Raw genomic sequence first — 22,433 nt, forward strand, 5'->3', positions numbered from 1 at the left:
CACTCCGGCAGGCTCGATCACATCGCCCTCTACCGGCCCGGATTGGGCACCTTCTGGATCCTGCGCAACACCGGGGGTGCGTTCACGCCGGTCTATGCGGAGGGCTCACCCGGGCACGGCATCGACGGCTACGACCTGGCCGACGAGCGGGACCAGGCGTTTGCGGTGGACTATGACGGTTCGGGCAAGCCGGATCACGTCGTTCTCTACCGACCGGGCGCGGGCGTCTGCTGGATCCTTCGCCAGTCGGCTCCGACCATGTTCACGCCTGTTGTGCGGTCTCGCCAGCAGACGCAGACGCTGTACCAGCCTTTAAGCGAGGTGAAGGGCTGGGTGCAGGTCCAACTATCCCGCGACGGCGCGGTCCGTTTCAGCGGGCACGTGCACAACGACCCGCTCATCTCTGAGGCGTTTGACTTCCAGGTGCGCGTCCAGATTGGCACGGTACAGGCCATTGTCCTGCAACATTCGGGACACTGCGGCGGTCTCGGTGCAGGGCCGGAGGCGCGGAATGACTGGTGGGACGAGCAGGACGTTCGCTTTGAGGTGCTAAGGCATTTCGACGCCATCGTGGCGGACAGCAACCTGCAGGTTCAGGAAAGTCGCACAGGGTCTATTACTGGCCCGTTGGCCGACATCGGCGAGTTCGTCCTCGGCTGGGCTCTCGGTGCGGTGGCCATCAATCCACTGACTGGCCTTCTTATCTTCGTCGGGGGAGAGCTGGTGGGCCTTGCGCTATCCGGCGACCTCGTGCCAGTCTCCCGGATTATCGGCGGCACGCTATGGCTTAAGGGCCCATACGGCACCTTGTATGCCCTTGCAGCCGAGGGCATAGCTGCCATCGGATCTAACAGTAGGCAACTCACGCAACAGGAGTATGACTGGGCGGATGCGGAGGTGTTTCAAGGAACTCTGCCTCCTATCGACAAGATCGTCTTGACGGACACCATCACACGCATCGACAACACCGAGAGAGCATTTGTATTCCCACGATTTGACGGGAAGTTCACGCTCAACTTCGGTCCCGCGGGCTTTGCCAACCCGATGGGGCAGCCGCGGACATTCATCCACGAACTAACGCACACTTGGCAGTTGGAGCATACGCAGCTTGGCCTGGCCTGGCTCGCGGAGGCTCTTGCCACTCAGGTTTGCGCCGCTCTTGGCCAGGACGTCTACCACGTCGGCCCCCCCGGACCTCCCTTCAGCGACTTCAACTTAGAACAGCAGGCAGAAATCGTTGCCCGTTGGTGGAGCGGAGGAAAGAGCACAAGTGATCCCTACTATCGCTACATCGCAAGCAACATCAGGCTGGCTTCCCCCTAGCTAGTCGCCAGAGTGTATTGAGCCATTCATCTACTCTCATCCTTTTCTCCAGGTCAGCGCTGCGGATCCCAGCTATGCCAATCTTGCGGACGGTGGGCGTATTCGCACAATCGGCTCTCGGGCGACGCGCCATCGACTCGGGCTCGCGATTGCGGGGTGCACTCTTAGGGGAGGGAGCGCAGGGCTGCTGCAAAGTCGGGAGATGAGCTTCTGAGCTGCGCGTTTGAGGGCGGGCACGGGCCGTGTGGTGATCTGCCTGCCGCCGCAGCCTCTGGACCCGGCCGAGTCGATCAGCCTGCTGCAGGCCCTGACCGCGGTCGCCGATCCGCGCCGAGCCCGAGGACGTCGTCACAGTCTGCAATCAAGTCTGCTGCTCGCGGTCGGCGCCGTGCCGGCCGGCGCCCGCTCGTACGCGGCGATCCCCCAGTGGGCCCGCTGCGCCGAGCAGGCGGTGTCGGGATGCGGGCCGGTGCCGCACGCGACCACGTTCGGCCGGGTGCTGTCCGCCGTCGACCCAGTTGCGTTGCAGCGTGCACTGACCGGCTGGGTCAGGGCCCGCCGCGAGGGCCGCCGGCGCCGGCGGCCCGGCGACGTGCGACACCTCGGGCAGGCCCGAACCGTGGTGGCGGTGGACGGTAAGACGTTGCGGGGCGCCCGCACCTCGGACGGGGAACAGACCAAGCTGCTCGCCGTCTTCGCTCACGCCGATCAGCTGGCGATCACCCAGATCGAGGTGGTCGGCGGCGACGAGCTGGCCGCCTTCGCACCCGTGCTGGACACCGTGCCTGTCCTGCGCGGAGTCGTGGTCACCGCGGACGCGCTGCCCTGTCAGCGCACGCACGCCACCTACCTGCGCGCCCGCGGCGGGCACTACCTGTTCACCGTCAAGGGCAACCAGCCCACACTCCGCCGCGCGTGGGCCTGGCTGCCCTGGGCCCAGGCACCCGCACTGATCGAGCGGCAGGTCGGACACGGCCGGACCGAGTCCCGCTCAATCAAGGTGCTCGACTTGGAGGGCGCGCCGGAGGCCCAGCTGTTCCCGCACGGTGCCCGGGCGATCAAGGTGGTGCGCCGTCGCCGCTGCTCCGGCCGGGCCAAGCCATCGGTGGAGACGGTGTACGCGATCACCTCGCTGGGCCACCACGACGCCGACCCGCGGCTGCTGGCCGGCTGGATCAGCTCGGACTGGACCATCGAGAACTGCCTGCACGGGGTCCGCGACGTCACCGCGGGTGAGGACCACTCGAGCGTCCGGACCGCCTCGGGCCCTCAGGGCATGGCCGCCCTGCGCAACACCGCGATCAACCTCATCCGGCTCCGCGGCGGCACCAACATCGCCGCCGCCTAGCGCAGCTTCAGCTACCGACCCGTCGACGTCCTCGCTGCGCTCACCGCGGCCTGACCGAAGGACGGACGAGCAGGTCGAGCGGCACGTTCACGACTTTGCACGAGTCCTGGCCTCCCGCCCGGGCCACGAAATCTCACGCCTACGACAAATATGCTGGACGGCGAATGAGCCTGAACCCGATCACATAGTTGGAGCGTGTCGGTACTTCACCGTTGCGATATGCCGAGCGCGCACCGTCTGCTGGATAGTCCCAGCCCCCTCCACGAAGCACTTTCTTGACGGGGTCCAGTCTCTGCCCATGCCCGTAGGATCCGTAATACCAGTTATCCACCCATTCCCAGATATTGCCATGGATGTCATACAGGCCCCACGGGTTCGGCCGCTTTAGCCCTACTTCGTGCGCATATTCCGCCACATCTTTCGTTAGATCGCGATACCATCCATAAAACCGCATGTCCCGCTCGTCATCCCCGAAGCTGAAATCAGTGGTCGTACCAGCCCTTGCCGCATACTCCCACTCCACCTCCGTGGGGAGGTAGTAATTGTTATCGGGGTCCATGCGCGACAAGCGATTGATGTAATCCTGGGCATCGAACCAACTCACATCAACAGCCGGGAAGCGCTCGCCTTCGCGGACATGCCGATCGTCGGCCCACGGCTTCGTGCCCACAACTTCGAGCCACTCTTGCTGTGTCACGACATATCGAGCCATGTAGAACGGTGAATTGATGGTCTCCTGATGAGGCGGCCGCTCATTTTCTTCACGATCTGAGCCCATCGTGAACGCGCCGGGTAAGATCAGAGCGAACCGGGACCCCAAGGGACTTACCCAATCTTGCAATCCGACGGCCTTGAGAAGTTGAGCTAGTCCTGAGTGATAGTCCTTACGGAAGTCGGCGTACAGCTTGTCAGCGAGCAGCGGTGGAAGTTCGCAATCCTCGGCGAGCAGAGGGAAAACAGCTGTCGACGAGGACGCAATCTCGGCTCTGTACTTGGACTGCCACTCCCTTTCGACCCATCCTGACTCGACCGCTGCCTTAGTTATCCAGACAGCGAGAAAGTTGGCATGGGCCAAGCCCCGCTGAATGGACTGGGTGATGCGGTCGCCAACACCGATCTCCCATGCGTCTAGCCAGACGTCCAGACCCGCTCGTTTCAGGTCTTCCGCCAGACGGAGAGCATCCGCAGCATCACGGTTGGAATGACTGATGAAAATGCTTGGCGCTGGCACTGTATCGGCCCCCTTCCGTAACTCGTCGGCGAAGCACCCTTTCATGCTTTGCGCTGTTAGGAGTGTCTCGCCTCGGTGGCGTGCATCACCAGGGTCAGATGGCACGAGGGTTGCACCCCTAGAGGGCCCGTACTCCAGAAAACCGCGCAGGATGAAGCGTGATGGCCTCTCGCCAGCATTCAGGGCGCTGGGATTGGGTCACGGTTCGTGCAAAGTCCTCAGACAGGCGGTTGAGCTGCGCGGATGCTGGCGTAGAGAGGCTGTGATTCGGCGCGAAGCCTCGACCGTCACGTAGTCGGACCCACCGCCAGGTCGCTCTGACCTGGACAGGCGTCGAGTGCTCACCTCCAGGTGGAGTGCAGAGCGGTGGCTCAGGAGGCCTGACTCCGGCCGCTAGCCGCCATAACCGCAAATCAGGCCCGGCAAAGCTGACTTTGCAGCGGCCCTGCGGCAGCACCGGTCTCGAGTTCAGACCGTTTCTGTAACCCCCTCCCTTGATGATCGCTCGGTCAGAGTCGGCCATGCGTCCGCGTCCGCATCTGCGGTGACGCCCACGTGACGCTGCGGTGACGCCATGGCCCTAAAGTGCGCGCTCACCGGTAGGGGACGGGTTGGCCTCCGGTTCTAGGTGGCACCCGCCGGCTGGTCTGCCCCGAACCGATCGATCGCGACAAGGTATCCGGACTTCAACTGACGCACGTCAGTGCACCAGCATTGTTCATCCTGAAAGCCAAACCTGGACCCGTGGTCAGGGAAGTCCAGCGTTACGAACGAGGGGACTGACGGTGGCCGGCACCATCATCTGGAATGACCAATTCTACCCCGGCAGAGGTGTCAATAGCCAAACGCAGCAAACGTACAACCTCGGACTTGAGTTTTCCGATCCAATAGCCGAGGCGCCGGGCCAACGCTCCCAGTATTACCTAGAGACACTGACGTCAACGCACGATCTGATGCGGTCCTTGAACATCAGTGCTTCAGCGTCACTCGGTGTTGGCGCCTTCTCGGTGTCCGCTGAGTTCGAATTATCGAAGAACACAGAGATGAGCAGCTATTACACCTACGCTCTGGTACGCGTTCAGGTGCTGAACCCTCCTTTGGTTATACGGAACCCCCGGTTGACGCAGGAAGCTAGACAGCTTCTTGAGCAACGAGGATGGAGGGAATTCGCGGCGGCGTATGGCTGGGAGTACATCACCGGCAAGGTCACCGGCGGAGCCTTTTACGGACTTATTGAGTGTCAGACCACCACTGTACAGCAACAGCAGTCGATTCGAGCACAGCTAAGCGCCAGCTACGGTCCTTTCAAAGGAGAGGGTGAGGTTTCCAGCGAACTGAAGGAGTCCATGTCGCAGGTTGGCCTGAATGTCTCGGTGATAAGGACGGGGGATCAGGGCCCATTCCCGGTCTCGTTTGACGAGATGCTCGAGGCCGCCCGCAAGTACCCGGACAGAGTGGCGGCCGGTGCAAGCCCGGTGGTGGTGTCGGCCCTCGTCAACGATTACCGCAGTTCTGTACCCCTACCGCCTGTTCCTCCCGAGGACTCCTTGGAGGTACTACAACAACGCCTAACACTGGAAGACTTGGGGCGCGAGTACGTGCGGCTTCGTGACTATAAAGCAACATTGGACTTCGTACTGGGGCGCGATCTGTCCGAGTTTGATGATTTCAGAGATCTCGACGCGGCAGCGCTGGAGGCGCAGCGGAAGCGTTACCAAGATTCGCAACGCGCGACAGTGGCAGAGTTGAATGCAATCACCGATAGGGCAAGGAGGTGTCTGGCGGATATACGACAATGCGACACCTATGCTACTACGGTCGAGACGCTTCAGACTCCCACCATAGGAGGCAACCTTATGAACTTGAGGGAGCTTGAGAAGCGAGTCGCCGGACTCGAAACAAGTCTTATTCCTATAGGGACAATTGTACCCTTCTCCGGGTCGCTCGCGGAAGCCGAGGCCAAACGCGAGCATGGCTGGTGGATGTGCGACGGCCGCCTTATAACTGACCCGAGTTCACCGCTCACCGGCCGAAACACACCAGATCTCAGAGATCGATTCTTGATGGGCTCGGGTCATCCGCCGGCATTTCCTCCGGGGGGCAGAGGGGGCGGTACTCAGGCTACAGTCCCAGACCGCGAGGTTTGGGTTACCTCGGACTGGTTCACGGCCGAGGTTCGACCCAACACTCCCGTCGGCGTCCGGGTGGGCGAAGAATGGATCGACCGACACCACATCACCAGCAGGGGGATCGTGCCCGGCGCGACGGTGCAGACAGTTCCTCCATTCACGGCCGTGATTTACCTCGTCAAAGTTCGGTGACGCGAGCGCGTACCAACCGGAGAATCGCCCATCACACCGAACACGGCGGAATCAATGGGGTGCGGTCGAAGGTCGAGGAGCTAGCGCTCCGTACCGGCGCGGATTTGGTTCGCGTGTGATCGCCTTCCGGTAGGGCTACATACTCATACTGTCCTTACCGCAAGTTCTGGGTGGGCCTGACTGCGACTAGGGATGGGCCCGCCGATTGGAAGCGGAGGATTACGCTATGACCGGGGTGTACTCCAGGCGAGCATTGCAGGCCTTCATCATCCTGTTGTTCACCTACGGCTTGCTGGTCGCCATGCTCGTCCTGCTCCATGGGCTTGATATTCTGCGGTTCACAACGAACCTCGAAGGCAGTGTGATCCCCCTAGTCAATAGCCTCCCCTTCGTCGCACTCTACCTCCTAGTGCTACTAGCGGCGACTGCTGGATATGCTCGCGGACAGATTATGTCCAAGAGATTGCCGTTCAATCAGCTCTTGAAGGAGGAGCTCTCAAGCAGTCAGATGGAAAGCGCGGGCATCAAGACTAAGATTCGTAGCCCGGGTGGCAAAATTTATGCCGAGACTACCTTTCGGGAAGCTCTCGCCGCAGCCACCTCGGCGCGCCTGCCGATCCTCGCCGTCGTCGATCAGCAAGATGCTGTAACAGGTGTTATCACAAGCCATGACCTTCTTCAGAAGTTTCAGGACATCGCTAGGAATGAGCAGTCGACCGGTGACGAGTGGAAGTCAATACTTGGCGAGCGAGTGAATCAGGTCATTAACCCGAATCCTCCAGTCATGGCTGGAGTGGACGAAAACGTGCAGGAGGTTCTCGCCCGATTGATCAGCTACCAGCATACGAAGCTTGTGGTCGTGAAGGATCTCGTCAAGAAGGAGTATATTGGCACGGTCGACGCCCTTGATTTAGTGGGGGAGATCTTAGAGAAGTCGGTAGAGGAATAGGTGCAGGGCAAGTCGATCTTGCGGCCTTCGGCCAGGCGATATCTTCCCAGGCCTTGGACATTCAGTTGCCGAGTGACGACCTCGGACGTCTGCAGGAGCACCACGGGGCAGAAAAGCTTGGCTTCTCTGGTACGGCCCGCGACCTCGTGTTCGACTGCAGCAGCGTGGCAGACCGGCTGACCGCCTTCGATGGGCTCGACCGGCGTCGCAAGCCGCTGCTGGGCTATCGACAGTTCGACTACTGGGTGTACGAGGAGCACCGCAACGCGGTTCAGATGGTCGCCCACCTCGCCGGCGCTCGACAGCACCTCGACCCCCGCATCGCGGAGCACGTCGCCCTAGTTTTAGATCTCGCCCGGCTGCACCTGCTCAGTCTCATCCGAATGACCGGCCACATCCGCGGGGCCTTCCTCGGGGACCCCGATCTTCGACTACAGGAGTACATCTTCGGCGGCGCCACGAACCTGCGGGAGAAGGTCGAGACTGCCCGGCTGCTCAACCGTTCCAGTCCCGAAGGCACGGGTCCCCTTGACCATCTGCCGCCCTACTACGCCCCGCTTCGGGAGCTAGTGCCGCGGCTGCCAACGTTCGCCCGTCCCCGGGCGGACGAAGGAGTCCCGGCTGAGCATGGAGGCTGTCACCGTCGTCTCGTCTGATCCTGACTTCCCGCAGGAGATGCGAGATGGCGCAGCCCGTGCAGGTCCGGCCGATCAGCAGCGACGAGGGCAACCGGCTGCTGCGGATCGTGCGCCGCAGCAGCGGGTCGGTGGTGACCTGGCGGCGGGCGCAGATGGTGCTGCTCTCGGCCCAGGGCATGCCGGTGCCGCAGATCGCCGAGGTCACGTTCTCCAGCCCCGACCGGGTCCGCGACGTGATCCACAACTTCACCGCCGACGGCTTCGACTCGCTGTATCCGCGCTACGCCGGCGGCCGGCCACCGAAGTTCACCGTGGACCAGCGGGCCGAGATCAGGAAGGCCGCGCTGAGCCGCCCGGCCGATCACGGGTTGCCGTTCTCCGTCTGGAGCTTGTCGAAGCTGGCCGACTTCCTGGTTGCCGAGGGGGTGGTCGACGACATCTCCCATGAGGGTCTGCGCACGCTGCTGCGCGAGGAGGGCGTCTCCTTTCCAAGCCGTGAAGACCTGGAAGACCAGCACCGATCCCGACTACGAGGCCAAGAAGAACCGGGTGCTGGAGCTCTACGCGATCGCCGACGGACGCCGCCGGCCCGGCGTCGATGACCCGTCCGTCGTCATCTGCTGCGACGAGTTTGGCCCGCTGAACCTTCAACCCCACCCCGGCAAGCAGTGGGCACCGCAAGCGGTCGGTCGTGGCGACCAGTGCCGTCCGCGGCGGCGTCGCCGGCGGGCCACCTACACCCGACCGCACGGCGTGCGGCATCTGATCGCCGGCTACGACTTGTCAACCGACCGGCTCTACGGCCACGTCAAGGCCCGTAAGGGCCGCACCGAGTTCCTGGCCTTCTGCCGCTACCTGCGCTCGCTGCACCCGGCCGAGGTGCGGATCGCGATCGTGCTGGACAACTTCAGCCCGCACCTGTCGACCAGGACCGATCCGCGGGTCGGTAAGTGGGCGGCGAACAACGTCGAGCTGGCCTACGTGCCGTTCTACGGCTCGTGGCTCAACCGCATTGAGGCCCAGTTCACCGCGCTGCGCTACTTCGCCCTCGACGGCACCGACCACGAGTCCCACCGCGAGCAGGCGAGCATGATCCGCCGCTACATCGCCTGGCGGAACCGGCACGTCACCGACCCCAGCCTCCGCAAGGTCATCCGCCGAGCCGACACCATCAAGAGGGCGAAGGTTGCCTGACCCGGCACTAGACGAGTAAGTCCGAATGGGATCAGTGGTCGTAGGCGATCAGTGATCTTGTGACCGGCTGGCCGGTCTGGCGGTTGTGCCAGATGGCGGCGGTGAGGGCGAGTAGGCGTTGGGCGACGCGGGCGGTGACCCCGGCCAGGCTGCGCCCTCCGTGTAGTTCCAGGTCCAGTTGGCCTTTGAGGGTGTCGCTAACCGATTCGATGAGCTGGCGGATCGGCGCGAGCAGCCGCTGGCCGGGGCGCGGCGTGCGGTTGCGGTAGGACGGGCGCAGCAAGCCGATGCCGTGCTCGGTCAGGTAGCGGTCGAGCTCGGCGGAGACGTAGCCCTTGTCGGCGATGAGCAGCAGCCCGGGGCGCTCGGCGAGCAGCTCGGCGTCGTGGTCGAGGACGGTCATGAGCACCTGGCGTTCGTCGAGCTTGGGATGGGCCAGCGCCCAGGGGAAGAGGCAGTCCGGCCGGGGTGCAGATCAGGTGCAGCCGTAGTCCCCAGAAGTAGCGGGAGTGGCTGGCGCAGTAGCCGTAGCCGGCCCATCCGGCCAGGTCCGAGCGCTGCGCCGTGGGCCGGGAGCGGGCGCACTCCACCGGGGTGGAGTCCACCAGCCAGACCGGATCGGCCCACAGATCGGTGTCGGTGGCCAGCGCCCGGATCAGCCGCCGCAGCAGCGGCAGGGTGGCGCGCAGCCGCTTGTTGTAGCCGGACTGGCCGGGCAGATACGGGAACGCGCCGGGCAGGGCCGCGGGCACCGCCCGCAGCCAGCGGGCCTCGGAGCGCACCCCCAGCAGCACCTGGGCCACGGCCAGGGTGAGCAGTTCGGCGTCGGTCAGCTTCGGCGGCCGGCCGGTGCTGCGGCGAGGCCCCAGATAGTCGTCGATGCGGACGTAGAGTGCGGTCAGGAGGGTGTTTAGGTCGGTCGTCACAACCCGAGCCTGAACACCCCCCGCCCGTCTCTGCAGCGGCCTTCGACCCTCCGGGCCGTTAGGACTTATTCGTCTAGTTCTCCGGCTGCTGCGCCGCCCGGACCGCATGCAGACAGCACCGCGGTACGGGGAACTGGCCGTTGCGCTTGTCCCGTACCGGGTCTGATGGAGGCTCGCAATCCACGTGAGGATGAGAGTCATGGCGGCACCGAGGAAGTACCCCGACGAGCTGCGGGAGCGAGCGACCCGGATGGTGGTCGACGCGCGGCGTGACCCAGCCACCCGGTCCGGGGCGTTGAAGCGGATCGGCGAGCAGTTGGGCATCAACCCCGAGACGCTGCGCAACTGGGTGATCCAGGCCGAGATTGACGAGGGCCACCGGCCGGGCATGACGACCGATGACGCGACCCGGTTGGCCGAGCTCGAGCGTGAGGTGCGAGAGCTGCGCCGGGCGAACGCGATTCTGAAGAGCGCGTCGGCTTCTTCGCGGCGGAGCTCGACCGCCCCGCCCGCTGATCGTCGCCTTCATCGACGCCCACAAGCTCGAGTTCGGGGTCGAGCCGATCTGCCGCGTCCTCACCGAGGCCGGTGCGCAGATCGCCCCGAGCACCTACTACGCCGCCAAGTCGCGGGCACCGTCGGCGCGATCGGTGACCGACGCGGCGACCACCGAGGTCATCGAGCAGGTGCACAGCGACAACTACGGCGTCTACGGGGTGCGCAAGATGCACGCCGAACTACGCCGGCAGGGCCACCAGGTGGCCCGCTGCACCGTGGCCCGGCTGATGCGCCGCACGGGTCTGCGCGGGGTGAGCAGGGCGAGAGGGCCGCGCACCACCGTGCCCGACACCGGCCCGGACACCCGCTCGGACCTGGTCGACCGCGCCTTCACCGCGACCGGCCCGGACCAGCTGTGGGTCGCCGACATCACCTACTGCCGGACCTCCTCCGGCTGGGTATACGCCGCCTTCGTCATCGACGTGTTCTCTCGGCAGGTGGTCGGCTGGCAGCTGTCCCGCAGCTTGCGCACCGACCCGGCCCTCGACGCGCTGGAGATGGGCATCTCGACCCGCCGGCGGGCCGGCCGCGACGTCAGCGGGCTCATTCACCGCTCGGACAAGGGCGCTCAGTATGTCGCCGTGCGGTACACCCAGCGCCTCGCCGAGGCCGGCGCGGTCGCCTCCGTCGGCTCCACCGGTGACAGCTATGACAACGCGCTGGCCGAGGCGTTCAACTCGCTGTTCAAGGCCGAGCTGGTCCGCAGCCGCGGCCCGTGGAAGGACATCGACGACCTCGAGATCGCCGTGGCCGAGTACATCGACTGGTTCAACCACCGCCGTCTGCACGGCGAGATCGGCCTGCTTCCACCGGTCGAGCACGAGGACGTCTTCCACCGGCACAACCCCGTGGCGACTACCGTCGCCGCGTCAGTTCCGAGCCTCCACTGAACTCGGTACGGGACAGGGGCCGAGCGCCCGGCGGCAGCGCTGCAGGATGTCCTGGCCGAGGGCCCGGGCCGGGTCCGCCTCGCCCACCGAGAACAGGGCAAGGGCGAGACTGCACGCGGCGGTGAGGGTGTCGGGATGGTCGGGGCCGAGGACTGACCGCCAGCGATCGAGTAGCCGCTCGGAGACGGCCCGGCTCCCGCGGCTGTCGCCGTGGGCCTGCAGATAGCCGATGGTGTCCAGGACCAGTTTTCGGACGGCGTGAGAGTGGTCTCCCAGCGGGCCGGCGAGCACGTGCGGAGCGAGCGCGGCGTAGGCGGGCCAGCCGGCCGGGCCCTCGGGGTCGCCGGGGGAAGCGGCAGCTAGCAACGCCATCGCCCGCTCGGCAGTGGCCTCGTGCTGCTCGGGCGAAAGCTGCTCGCGGATCACCAACTGCACCAGCCGGTGGACCTGAAAGTCGTCGGGGGAGCGGCGGGCCAGGGAGTATCCGACCAGCGTCCCAAGGGTGTCGGCCAGGGCGTCGGGACCGGCGGCGACGCTGCGCAGCGGCTCGCCGAGCAGCTCGGCGTGGTCACTGAACAGACACAGTGGAATGGGTTCGGGCGCCAGGAAGGCGGCCAGCCCCAGCAGCTCCACCGCGGCCGGGTCCTCACATCTAAAAAGACGTTGCAATAGTTTGTCGGGAGCCGGCGGGCGCAGATCAGGATGGCGGCCAGTCGGGCCAGCGCCGTGATGGTGGTGGCGGTGCGGTCGTAGCGCAGCGCGAGGCGTTTGTAGGACAGCAGCCAGCCCAGCGTCCGCTCGACTACCCAGCGATGCCGGCCCAGTCGGGCGCTGGAGTCACGCCCGATCCGGGCGATGCGGGCGGTGATGCCCCGGCGGCGCAGGTAGCGGCGGACCCGCGGGATGTCATAGCCCTTGTCCCCGTGCAGCTTGACCGGCCGCCGGCGGGGGTGGCCGCGGCCACCGATCCGGATGGCCGGCATCGAGTCCAGGATCGGCTCGACGAACAGGCTGTCGTGCCGGTTCGCCGCTGAGACGAGCACGTTGAGCGGCAGCCCGGTGGCGTCGACGAGCGGGTGGTACTTTCTGCCGGCCTTGCCCCGGTCGGTGGGGTTCGGGCCGGTCAGCGCGCCCCCCTTTTCGCCCGGACGCTGACCGAGTCCAGGCTGGCCCGCGACCAGTCCAGCCGACCGCTCTCGCCGAGCCGATCCAGGACGGCCTGGTGTAGCCGGTCGAAGACGCCGGCGTCGGCCCATTCGTGCATCCGGCGCCAGCAGGTCCAGCCTGAGCCGTAGCCCAGCTCGATCGGCAGCTTGGTCCAGCCGATGCCGGTGGACAGCACGAAGGCGATGCCCTCGAGCACGTCCCGATCCGAGGCACGCGGCCGCCCGGTGCGCCCGTGCACCGCCGGCGGCTGCGGAGGGATCAACGGCTCGAACAGCGCCCACAGCTCATCGCTGATCAGCCGGGGCGGCGGGGACGACGCCGGCGACGACATGTCCGCGAGCCTGCGCCGGGTTGTCAGGTCGAAATAGAGCCCGACGACCTACTTCTGCAACGTCTTCTTGGAACCCTCTGCCGCTCTGAGTCTCATGCCGGCGGGCGCTGCGGCCGTGCCTTATCCGTGCCTTAAGCACCGGCCAAAGCCGGTGGTCAGCGGTCAACAGAGGTCAGCACCCCTAAGGCACGGAGGGAGCGACGCTGCTCAGCTGACCTGCGCATACCTGCATTTGAGCTGGTCAGGAGGTGGAGCGGGTGACGGGAATCGAACCCGCATGGCCAGCTTGGAAGGCTGGGGCTCTGCCATTGAGCTACACCCGCGACGGTGCTCCGACAGCGTAGCCGCCCCGGGTCCGCGGCCGGTCGCCAGGCGGCGGTCGTCCGCGTCGCGCCGTCCCCGGCCGGGCGGGACCTAGACTCGACCCGCCACGGGGTGTGGCGCAGCTTGGTAGCGCACCCGCTTTGGGAGCGGGGGGCCGCAGGTTCAAATCCTGTCACCCCGACCGTCCCCGTCCGCCGGACCGGCACCTGTCCGGCTGTCTCTAGACTCGGGGGTCGACCCGGCGTCGTCCGTCGTGCCCGGCGCCCCATCCCCGTCTGTCTATCGAGGAGCACTGCTGCTGTGAAGAGCACCATCGAGGAACTGGGCCCCACGCGGGTCCGGATGGCGATCGAGGTGCCGTGGGGGGACCTGGACCACGCCTTCGGTGAGGTCTACAAGGAGCTCGGCCGCCAGGTGCGCGTGCCCGGCTTCCGCCCCGGCAAGGTGCCCAACCGGGTGCTCGACCAGCGCATCGGCCGGCCGCTCGTGCTCGAGCAGGTCGTTCAGCACGCCATCCCGGAGGTCTACTCCGAGGTCGTGCGGGAGAACCAGGTGCGCGTCCTGGGCCAGCCCGACATCGAGGTGACCCGCCTCGACGACAACGACACCCTCGCCTTCACCGCCGAGGTGGACGTCGCCCCCAAGATCGAGCTCCCGTCGCTCGACGCCCTCGCGGTCACCGTCGACGACGTCGAGGTCACCGACGACGAGATCGACCAGCAGATCTCGGTCATGCGCGAGCGCTTCGGCATGCTCACCGGCGTCGACCGCCCCGCCCAGGACGGCGACTTCGTCTCCATCGACCTCGAGGCCAAGCTCGGCGACGAGGTGCTCGAGGACGGCTCGACCACCGGCATGTCGTACGAGGTCGGCTCCGGCAACCTCATGGAGGGCCTCGACGACGCCGTCCGCGGGCTGTCCGCCGACGAGTCGACGACCTTCCAGACCGCGCTGCTGCAGGGCCCGAACGCCGGTGAGACGGCCGACGTCACCGTCACCGTCCGCTCGGTGAAGACCAAGGAGCTCCCCGAGCTCGACGACGAGTTCGCCTCCACCGCCAGCGAGTTCGACACCCTCGAGGAGCTGCGGGAGGACATCCGCACCCGGCTGGCCCGCACCAAGGTGCTGCAGCAGGGCGCGCAGGCCCGCGACAAGCTGGTCGAGCACCTGCTCGAGACCGTCGAGGTGCCGATCCCGGAGAACCTCGTCGACCGCGAGATCGAGTTCCGCAACCAGGCGATGCAGAACGAACTGCAGCAGGCCGGCATGGACTGGGACAGCTTCCTGCAGATGACCGGTGTCGAGAGCCAGGAGGCCTACGACGCCGACCAGCGCAAGAACATCGAGGAGGCGGTGCGCACCCAGTTCATCCTCGACGCCATCGCCGACGCCCGTGAGGTCACCGTCGACAACGAGGACCTCTCGGCGCAGATCATGGCGCAGGCCCAGCGCAACCGGATGAGCCCGGAGCAGTACGCCCAGCAGCTGCAGCAGGGCGGCAACATCGCCGAGTTCGTCGCCGACGTCCGCCGCACCAAGACCCTCGCCCAGCTGCTCGAGGAGACGACGATCACCGACGCCTCCGGCAACGTGGTCGACCTCGAGGCGCTGCGGCCGCGCACGGTGCAGGCCCCGGCCGCCGGCAGCGACACCGCCGAGGCCCAGGACGCCGACGGCGAGACCGCCGACGCCGATGCCGACGTCGCCGACGAGGCGCCCGACGCCGAGGTCGCCGACGCGGCGGCCGTCGAGGCCACCGAGGGCGCGACCGAGGACTCCGAGGACGTCACCAAGGGCTGACGCCCACCGCGCCGCACGACCGACGCCGTCCCACCCCGAGGCCCGGGGTGGGACGGCGTCGTGCGTCCCGGACCCGACCGGCGCACCCGGCGCTGCGCCCACGGCGAACACCCCCCTGCGCCGGGACTGTCGCTGCACGGGTCCGCGTTAGGGTCGACGCAGACTCCGGCGAGCACCGGGGAAAGACACCCCCGGGGGCCTCTCCCGGGCCCCGCACCACCCAGCCCGCCCAGATCGTCTGCACGACAGTCCTACGGAGGTCACCGCACCCGTGAGCACCAACCCGAACCAGGCGAGCGCGCCGCTCCTGCGTGGCGCCGCCGGGGGGATGAACCTCGGCGACTCCGTCTACGAGCGGCTCCTGCGCGAGCGCATCATCTTCCTGGGCACCCAGGTGGACGACGTCATCGCCAACCAGCTGGCCGCGCAGATGCTGCTGCTGTCCGCCGAGGACCCCAAGCGCGACATCCACCTGTACATCAACTCGCCCGGCGGCTCGGTCAGCGCCGGCATGGCCATCTACGACACGATGCAGTTCATCGACTGCGACGTCGCGACCTACGGCATGGGCCTGGCCGCCTCGATGGGCCAGTTCCTGCTGACCGCCGGCACCAAGGGCAAGCGCTACGCCCTGCCGCACGCGCGGATCATGATGCACCAGCCGTCCGCCGGCGTCGGCGGCACCGCGGCCGACATCGCGATCCAGGCCGACCTGTTCCGGCGCACGAAGCGCGAGCTCAACGAGCTGCAGTCCTTCCACACCGGCCAGCCGATCGAGCAGATCGAGCGGGACTCCGACCGCGACCGCTGGTTCACCGCGCAGGAGGCCCTCGAGTACGGCTTCGTCGACCACGTCGTCAGCCGTGCCGCCATGACCGACCAGGCCAACCCGGTCACCGACAACTGACGGTTCGGAGGAGAACTGACATGAGCTTCGAGATGCCCTCCAGCCGTTACGTGCTGCCCTCCTTCGTGGAGCGCACCAGCTACGGCATGAAGGAGTCGAACCCGTACAACAAGCTCTTCGAGGAGCGGATCATCTTCCTCGGGGTGCAGATCGACGACGCGTCGGCCAACGACGTCATGGCCCAGCTGATCACGCTGGAGTCCAACGACCCCGACCGCGACATCACGATCTACATCAACTCGCCCGGTGGCTCCTTCACCTCGCTGATGGCCATCTACGACACGATGATGTTCGTCCGGCCCGACATCCAGACGGTCTGCATGGGCCAGGCCGCCTCGGCCGCCGCCGTCCTGCTCGCCGCCGGCACCCCCGGCAAGCGCCTCGCGCTGCCGTACTCCCGCGTGCTGATCCACCAGCCCTCCGGCGAGGCCGGCGGTCAGGTGTCCGACCTGGAGATCCACGCCGCGGAGATCGAGCGGGTGCGCACCCAGATGGAGCAGATCCTGGCGCGGCACACCGGTCGCACCGCCGAGCAGGTCCGGTCCGACATCGACCGCGACAAGATCCTCACGGCCGAGGAGGCCAAGGAGTACGGGATCGTCGACGCGGTGATCCAGAGCCGCAAGCTCAACGCGCTCCCGGGCTGATCTGCCGAAACGGGACGGGTCGAGTGCGCGCGTGTCGGGCGCTCGACCCGTACCGTCGAGGGACGCGGGACGCATGTGGTCAAGGCGCCGTCCCCGCCGGGCGAGTCATCGCCCTCCGGGGCCGGTGCCGGCAGGTACGGTCGGCGAGCACCCGATCCCCGGCCCCACGTGCTGGGAGGAGAGCCTCGCCGGAGCGGGGCCGAGCACGGGACGTCAGCACCATCAACAGGCGGGCACCTGAGACCAGGAGCCTGGAAATCCCCCCCGAGGTGGAGGTCAGCAGGTGGCACGAATCGGTGAGAGCGGTGACCTGCTCAAGTGCTCGTTCTGCGGGAAGAGCCAGAAGCAGGTCAAGAAGCTCATCGCTGGCCCCGGGGTCTACATCTGCGACGAGTGCATCGACCTCTGCAACGAGATCATCGAGGAAGAGCTCTCGGAGTCGTCGGACCTGAAGTTCGACGAGCTGCCGAAGCCCAAGGAGATCCACGACTTCCTCGAGCAGTACGTCATCGGCCAGGACAAGGCCAAGCGTGCGCTCTCGGTCGCGGTCTACAACCACTACAAGCGGGTGCAGGCCGGCGGCGCCGGCAGCCGCGACGACTCGGTCGAGCTGGCCAAGTCCAACATCCTGCTGATGGGCCCGACCGGCTGCGGCAAGACGCACCTGGCGCAGACCCTGGCCCGGATGCTCAACGTCCCGTTCGCCATCGCCGACGCCACGGCGCTGACCGAGGCCGGCTACGTCGGTGAGGACGTCGAGAACATCCTGCTCAAGCTGATCCAGGCCGCCGACTACGACGTCAAGCGGGCCGAGACCGGGATTATCTACATCGACGAGGTCGACAAGATCGCCCGCAAGAGCGAGAACCCGTCGATCACCCGCGACGTCTCCGGCGAGGGCGTGCAGCAGGCGCTGCTGAAGATCCTCGAGGGGACGACGGCGTCGGTGCCCCCGCAGGGTGGTCGCAAGCACCCGCACCAGGAGTTCATCCAGATCGACACGACGAACGTGCTGTTCATCGTGGGCGGCGCCTTCGCCGGGCTGGAGAAGATCATCGAGCAGCGGGCCGGCAAGCAGGGCATCGGCTTCGGCTCGGAGATCCGCAGCAAGAAGGAGATCGACGAGGCCAACGCCTTCGCGGAGGTCATGCCCGAGGACCTGCTGAAGTTCGGGATGATCCCCGAGTTCATCGGCCGGCTCCCGGTCATCACCAGCGTGGAGAAGCTGGACCGCGACGCGCTGATGAACATCCTCACCGAGCCGAAGAACGCCCTGGTGCGCCAGTACCGGCGGCTGTTCGAGCTCGACGGGGTGGACCTCGAGTTCACCGACGACGCGCTCGAGGCGATCGCCGACCAGGCCATCCTCCGCGGCACCGGCGCCCGCGGCCTCCGGGCGATCATGGAGGAGGTCCTGCAGTCGGTGATGTACGACGTCCCCAGCCGGGACGACGTCGCCTCCGTGGTGATCACCAAGGAGGTCGTGCTCGAGCACGTCAACCCGACGATCGTGCCGCGCAAGCCGAGCCGCGCCCCCCGCGAGAAGTCGGCCTGATCCCAGGCGCAGAGCGACGGCCCGTCTCCCACCGGGGAGGCGGGCCGTCGCCGTTCCCGGGGTCCGTGGTGATGCGCGCCGACGGCGCATCCCGTGGCGGAGACGCGCCGTAGCTGCACATCACCGGCCATCGAGGAGTGCCCGCCGGGCCCGGCAGACCGCGAGGACGTCGCCTCGCGCCGGCTGTGGGTGTCCGGTGGTGTGCGGTCGTGGCGCATGCGTCGGTCGAGACGCGCCACGACCGCACACCACCGGGGAGTCGCCGCGGTCAGGCCTCGGCGGGTGGGGCGAGGACGACGTCGACCGCCAGCGGCCCCTCGCTCGCGACGACCTCCAACGAGGCGATCCGGCCGGCCTCGACCAGGTCGCTGCGCGCGGCCTCGACCAGCGCCACCTGCTCGGCCGGTGCGGTCACCGTCGCGGACTGCACGTCGGCGCGCATCGAGACCTTCGCGTCGGACTTGGCCTTGCGGACCCCGGCCAGCGCGGTCGCCACCACCGACACCACCGCGGGGTCCCCACCGGTCGGCAGCTCGGTCGCGGCCGGCCACGGCGCGCGGTGCACCGAGCCCGACTGCCACCAGGACCAGACCTCCTCGGTGACGAACGGCAGCACCGGCGCGAACAGCCGCAGCTGCACCGACAGGGCGAGCGCCAGCGTGGCCCGGGCGGACTCGGCGGCCGGCCCCGACCCGTAGGCGCGGGACTTCACCAGCTCCACGTAGTCGTCGCAGAACGACCAGAAGAACGCCTCGGCGACCTCGAGCGCGCGGGTGTAGTTGTAGGACTCCATCGCCGCGGTCGCCTCGTCGACGACCTGCGCCAGCCCGGCCAGCAGGCCGTGGTCGATCGGCTCGGTGACGGCCGAGGCCGACAGGTCCGCCGACGCCCCCAGTCCCAGCACGAACTTGCCGACGTTGAGGATCTTGATGGCCAGCCGTCGGCCGACCTTCATCTGCGCCTCGTCGAACGGCGAGTCCGCCCCCGGCCGGGCGCCGGCGGCCCGCCAGCGCACCGCGTCGGTGCCGTAGCGCTCGAGCACGTCGATCGGCGTGACGACGTTGCCCTTGGACTTCGACATCTTCTTGCGGTCCGGGTCGACGACGAAGCCGGAGATCGTGGCGTGCGTCCACGGCACCGTGCCGTGCTCGAAGTGCGAGCGGACGACGGTGGAGAACAGCCAGGTCCGGATGATGTCGTGGGCCTGCGGGCGCTGGTCCATCGGGAAGACGTGCGCGAACAGCTCCGGGTCGGTGTCCCAGCCCGAGGCCACCTGCGGCGACAGCGACGACGTCGCCCAGGTGTCCATGACGTCGGGGTCGGCGACGAAGCCGCCGGGCACGCCGCGTTGGTCCTCGGAGAAGCCCGGGGGGACGTCGGACGACGGGTCGACCGGCAGGGACTCCTCCGGCGCCAGGATCGGCTCGTCGTGGACCGGCTCACCGGAGGGGTCGAGCCGGTACCAGACCGGGAACGGGACGCCGAAGAACCGCTGGCGGCTGATCAGCCAGTCGCCGTTGAGCCCCTCGACCCAGTTCTCGTACCGGTGCCGCATGTGCTCGGGCACCCACTGGATCTGCCGGCCGCGCTCGATCAGGGCCTCGCGCAGCGACGCGTCCCGGCCGCCGTTGCGGATGTACCACTGCCGCGTGGTGACGATCTCCAGCGGCCGCTCGCCCTTCTCGAAGAACTTCACCGGGTGGGTGATCGGCCGCGGGTCGCCGTCCAGGTCGCCGGACTCGCGCAGCATCTCCACGATCCGCTGCTGCGCGCTGAACACGGTCCTGCCGGCCAGCTCGGCGTACCGGTCGGCGGGGACGCCGGGCGGTGCGTCGGGCAGCAGCCGGCCGTCCCAGCCGACGATCGCGCGGGTGGGCAGCTGCAGCTCGCGCCACCAGGTGACGTCGTTGAGGTCGCCGAAGGTGCAGATCATCGCGATGCCCGAGCCCTTGTCCGGCTCGGCGAGGCGGTGGGCGACCACGGGCACCTCGACGTCGAACAGCGGCGTCCGCACCGTCCGGCCGAACAGCGGCTGGTAGCGCTCGTCGTCGGGGTGGGCGACCAGCGCGACGCAGGCGGGGATCAGCTCCGGCCGGGTGGTCTCGATGAACACCGGGCCGTCGGCGGTGTGGAACGCGATGCGGTGGTAGGCGCCCGGGCGCTCGCGGTCCTCGAGCTCGGCCTGCGCGACCGCCGTGCGGAACGTGACGTCCCAGAGGGTCGGCGCCTCCTGGGCGTAGGCCTCACCGCGGGCGAGGTTGTGCAGGAAGGCGCGCTGCGCGGTGGCGCGGGAGGCCTCCGAGATCGTCCGGTAGACGTTGTGCCAGTCCACCGACAGCCCGACCCGCCGCCACAGCTGCTCGAAGGCGCGCTCGTCCTCCTCGGTCAGCCGCATGCACAGCTCGACGAAGTTGCGCCGCGAGACCGGGACCTGGTCCTTGCCCGGCTTCGCGGGGGGCCGGAAGTCCTCGTCGTAGGGGAGCGAGGGGTCGCAGCGGACGCCGTAGTAGTTCTGCACCCGGCGCTCGGTGGGCAGGCCGTTGTCGTCCCAGCCCATCGGGTAGTAGACGTGCTTGCCGCGCATGCGCTGGTAGCGGGCGACGATGTCGGTGTGCGTGTAGCTGAACACGTGCCCGACGTGCAGCGATCCGCTCGCGGTCGGGGGAGGGGTGTCGATCGAGTACGTCTGCTCCCGCGGGGCGGAGAACGCGGCCGCGCGGTCGAAGGCGTAGGTGTCGCTCTCGGCCCAGCGGGCGGCCCACTTCTCCTCGAGCCCGTCCAGCGACGGCTTCTCCGGTACACCGGCGCCCGCTCCGGGGACGGTGGTCTCCGGGGTCTGGATGTCGGTGGTCATGCCCCTCATCGTAGGTAGTGGCCGACTGGCATCCTGGACAGGATGAGCACCACGGCGGGTACGGGGCACAGCGGCGGAGCCGTCGATCTCGCCCGCGTCGAGGAGGAGCTCCTGGCGCGCTGGCCCGAGACGCGGCTGCAGCCCTCGCTGGCCCGCATCTCCGCCCTGGTCGACCTGCTGGGGGCTCCGCACCGCGCCTACCCCGTCGTCCAGGTGGCCGGCACCAACGGCAAGACGACGACGGCGCGGATGGTCGACGAGCTGCTGCGCGGCTTCGGTCTGCGGGTGGGCCGGTTCACCAGCCCGCACCTGCAGTCGGTGCGCGAGCGGATCGTCCTCGACGGCGAGCCGGTCAGCGCGGAGCGGTTCGTCGAGACCTACGACGACATCGCGCCCTACGTGCAGATGGTCGACGCCGCCGGTGAGCACCCGATGAGCTTCTTCGAGGTCATGGTCGGCATGGCCTACGCGACCTTCGCCGACGCGCCGGTCGACGTCGCCGTCATCGAGGTCGGGATGGGCGGCACCTGGGACGCGACCAACGTGGTCGACGCCCGGGTCGCCGTCGTCACCCCGGTCGCGCTCGACCACGCCGAGTACCTCGGCCCGGACGTCGGCACGATCGCCGGCGAGAAGGCCGGGGTGATCAAGCGCGACGCGGTCGCGGTGCTGGCCCGCCAGCAGCCCGCGGCGCTCGACGCGCTGGTCCGCCGGGCGGTCGAGGTGGAGGCCGTGGTCGCGCGCGAGGGCACCGAGTTCGGCGTCCTGGACCGGCGGGTCGCCGTCGGCGGTCAGCAGCTGCGGCTGCAGGGCCTCGGCGGCGAGTACGAGGAGGTCTACCTCCCGCTCTTCGGCGCGCACCAGGCGCAGAACGCGGCGACCGCGCTCGCCGCCGTCGAGGCGTTCCTCGGCGCGGGAGCGGCGACCGGGCCGATCGACCAGGAGACCGTGCGCGCCGCGTTCGCCGCCGTCCGCTCGCCCGGCCGGCTGGAGCGGGTGCGCACCAGCCCGACGGTGCTGGTCGACGCGGCGCACAACCCGGCCGGCATGGCCGCCACGGTCGAGGCGGTCCGGGAGTCCTTCGACTTCACCCGGCTGGTCGGCGTGGTGGGCGTGGTGCACGGCAAGGACGTCGAGGGGATGCTGCGCGAGCTGGAGACCGTCTGCGCCGAGCTGGTGGTCACCCAGAACAGCTCGTCGCGCGCGATGCCCGCCGACGAGCTGGGCGCGCTGGCCGTCGACGTCTTCGGCGCCGACCGGGTCAGCGTCCAGCCACAGCTGCCCGAGGCGCTGACCGAGGCCGTCGAGCTGGCCGAGGCCGGTCCCGACGACGCCCTGGGTGGCTCCGGCGTGCTGGTCACCGGCAGCGTGATCACGGCGGGGGAGGCCCGCACGCTCATGGGCGGGCAGCAGGCGTGACCGGGCCCGCGAGGTCACGGGTGGGCACAGCACGGCGCCGCACGGTGTCGA

General features: G+C 67.7%; 15 protein-coding genes, 2 tRNA genes, 3 pseudogenes and 1 other annotated feature. Of the genes and pseudogenes, 14 read left to right on the forward strand and 6 right to left on the reverse strand.

Annotated features, from left to right (window positions below):
* Both BLS21_RS15145 and BLS21_RS15150 read left to right on the forward strand, forming a co-directional pair.
* Positions 1-1,323 (forward strand): hypothetical protein (locus BLS21_RS15145; protein WP_217636144.1); only part of this gene is annotated, 1,323 nt, incomplete at its 5' end.
* 247 nt (positions 1,324-1,570) lie between these two features.
* Complete coding sequence (locus tag BLS21_RS15150) at positions 1,571-2,671, forward strand: ISAs1 family transposase (RefSeq protein WP_175479580.1); 1,101 nt, start codon at positions 1,571-1,573, stop codon at positions 2,669-2,671.
* 139 nt (positions 2,672-2,810) lie between these two features.
* Here the strand turns inward: BLS21_RS15150 and BLS21_RS15155 are convergent, their stop codons facing one another.
* Entirely contained in the window at positions 2,811-3,947 is a 1,137-nt protein-coding gene (locus BLS21_RS15155; protein WP_091219980.1) for an SUMF1/EgtB/PvdO family nonheme iron enzyme, read from the reverse strand.
* A gap of 740 nt (positions 3,948-4,687) precedes the next feature.
* Between BLS21_RS15155 and BLS21_RS24690 the strand changes: the two genes are divergently transcribed.
* The 5 genes from BLS21_RS24690 (at position 4,688) to BLS21_RS25600 (ending at position 9,004) form a co-directional block, all read left to right on the forward strand.
* The gene (locus BLS21_RS24690) at positions 4,688-6,223 is read left to right on the forward strand and encodes a phage tail protein (protein WP_139177152.1); all 1,536 of its coding nucleotides are present in this window, start codon (positions 4,688-4,690) and stop codon (positions 6,221-6,223) included.
* Between the two features lie 226 nt (positions 6,224-6,449).
* Positions 6,450-7,172 carry a CBS domain-containing protein gene (locus BLS21_RS15160; RefSeq protein WP_091219982.1) on the forward strand — a complete coding sequence of 241 codons (723 nt, stop codon included), beginning with the start codon at positions 6,450-6,452 and terminating at the stop codon, positions 7,170-7,172.
* Positions 7,173-7,225: 53 nt separating this feature from the next.
* Positions 7,226-7,828: a hypothetical protein gene (locus tag BLS21_RS15165; RefSeq protein ID WP_139177154.1), complete on the forward strand. Its 603-nt coding sequence runs from the start codon at positions 7,226-7,228 to the stop codon at positions 7,826-7,828.
* A 26-nt stretch (positions 7,829-7,854) separates the two neighbouring features.
* A complete protein-coding gene (locus BLS21_RS25595) occupies positions 7,855-8,412 on the forward strand; it encodes a helix-turn-helix domain-containing protein (protein WP_217636145.1) in 558 nt (185 codons plus the stop codon).
* Positions 8,306-9,004: a transposase gene (locus BLS21_RS25600; protein ID WP_217636146.1), complete on the forward strand. Its 699-nt coding sequence runs from the start codon at positions 8,306-8,308 to the stop codon at positions 9,002-9,004. The genes BLS21_RS25595 and BLS21_RS25600 overlap by 107 nt, the downstream gene beginning before the upstream one ends.
* Before the next feature lie 31 nt (positions 9,005-9,035).
* On the opposite strand, the pseudogene BLS21_RS15175 reads toward BLS21_RS25600, so the two are convergent.
* Positions 9,036-9,930: pseudogene (locus BLS21_RS15175) on the reverse strand (IS982 family transposase).
* Between the two features lie 199 nt (positions 9,931-10,129).
* Here BLS21_RS15175 and BLS21_RS15180 point away from each other — a divergent pair.
* Positions 10,130-11,378, forward strand: a pseudogene (locus tag BLS21_RS15180) (IS3 family transposase).
* Positions 10,408-10,535: a sequence feature (AL1L pseudoknot), on the forward strand. (Overlaps the previous pseudogene by 128 nt.)
* Here the strand turns inward: BLS21_RS15180 and BLS21_RS15185 are convergent.
* From BLS21_RS15185 to BLS21_RS15195, 3 genes and pseudogenes are all read right to left on the reverse strand, one after another.
* A complete protein-coding gene (locus tag BLS21_RS15185; RefSeq protein ID WP_245700454.1) occupies positions 11,358-12,011 on the reverse strand; it encodes a tetratricopeptide repeat protein in 654 nt (217 codons plus the stop codon). The pseudogene BLS21_RS15180 and the gene BLS21_RS15185 sit on opposite strands and share 21 nt — an antisense overlap.
* Before the next feature lie 38 nt (positions 12,012-12,049).
* Positions 12,050-12,876, reverse strand: a pseudogene (locus BLS21_RS15190) (IS5 family transposase); the annotation flags it as partial.
* Positions 12,877-13,125: 249 nt separating this feature from the next.
* Positions 13,126-13,199, reverse strand: a tRNA-Gly gene (locus BLS21_RS15195).
* Positions 13,200-13,307: 108 nt separating this feature from the next.
* Between BLS21_RS15195 and BLS21_RS15200 the strand changes: the two genes are divergently transcribed.
* From BLS21_RS15200 to clpX, 5 genes are all read left to right on the forward strand, one after another.
* A tRNA-Pro gene (locus BLS21_RS15200) sits at positions 13,308-13,381 on the forward strand.
* Between the two features lie 119 nt (positions 13,382-13,500).
* The gene (gene tig / locus BLS21_RS15205; RefSeq protein ID WP_091219990.1) at positions 13,501-15,000 is read left to right on the forward strand and encodes a trigger factor; all 1,500 of its coding nucleotides are present in this window, start codon (positions 13,501-13,503) and stop codon (positions 14,998-15,000) included.
* Positions 15,001-15,271: 271 nt separating this feature from the next.
* Entirely contained in the window at positions 15,272-15,907 is a 636-nt protein-coding gene (locus BLS21_RS15210) for an ATP-dependent Clp protease proteolytic subunit (protein WP_425431614.1), read from the forward strand.
* A 20-nt stretch (positions 15,908-15,927) separates the two neighbouring features.
* Complete coding sequence (locus BLS21_RS15215; protein ID WP_091219992.1) at positions 15,928-16,554, forward strand: ATP-dependent Clp protease proteolytic subunit; 627 nt, start codon at positions 15,928-15,930, stop codon at positions 16,552-16,554.
* A gap of 283 nt (positions 16,555-16,837) precedes the next feature.
* Positions 16,838-18,109 (forward strand): ATP-dependent Clp protease ATP-binding subunit ClpX, encoded by a 1,272-nt coding sequence (clpX, locus tag BLS21_RS15220; RefSeq protein WP_091219995.1) that lies wholly within the window; start codon positions 16,838-16,840, stop codon positions 18,107-18,109.
* Positions 18,110-18,377: 268 nt separating this feature from the next.
* On the opposite strand, the gene valS is transcribed toward clpX, so the two are convergent.
* Complete coding sequence (gene valS, locus BLS21_RS15225) at positions 18,378-20,963, reverse strand: valine--tRNA ligase (RefSeq protein WP_091219998.1); 2,586 nt, start codon at positions 20,961-20,963, stop codon at positions 18,378-18,380.
* Positions 20,964-21,005: 42 nt separating this feature from the next.
* On the opposite strand from valS, the gene folC reads away from it, so the two are divergent.
* The gene (gene folC, locus BLS21_RS15230; RefSeq protein WP_091220002.1) at positions 21,006-22,382 is read left to right on the forward strand and encodes a bifunctional tetrahydrofolate synthase/dihydrofolate synthase; all 1,377 of its coding nucleotides are present in this window, start codon (positions 21,006-21,008) and stop codon (positions 22,380-22,382) included.
* Positions 22,383-22,433: the final 51 nt, after the last annotated feature.

It is taken from the genome of Geodermatophilus siccatus, assembly GCF_900103785.1.
In the GTDB taxonomy this organism is placed as follows: Bacteria; Actinomycetota; Actinomycetes; order Mycobacteriales; family Geodermatophilaceae; genus Geodermatophilus; species Geodermatophilus siccatus.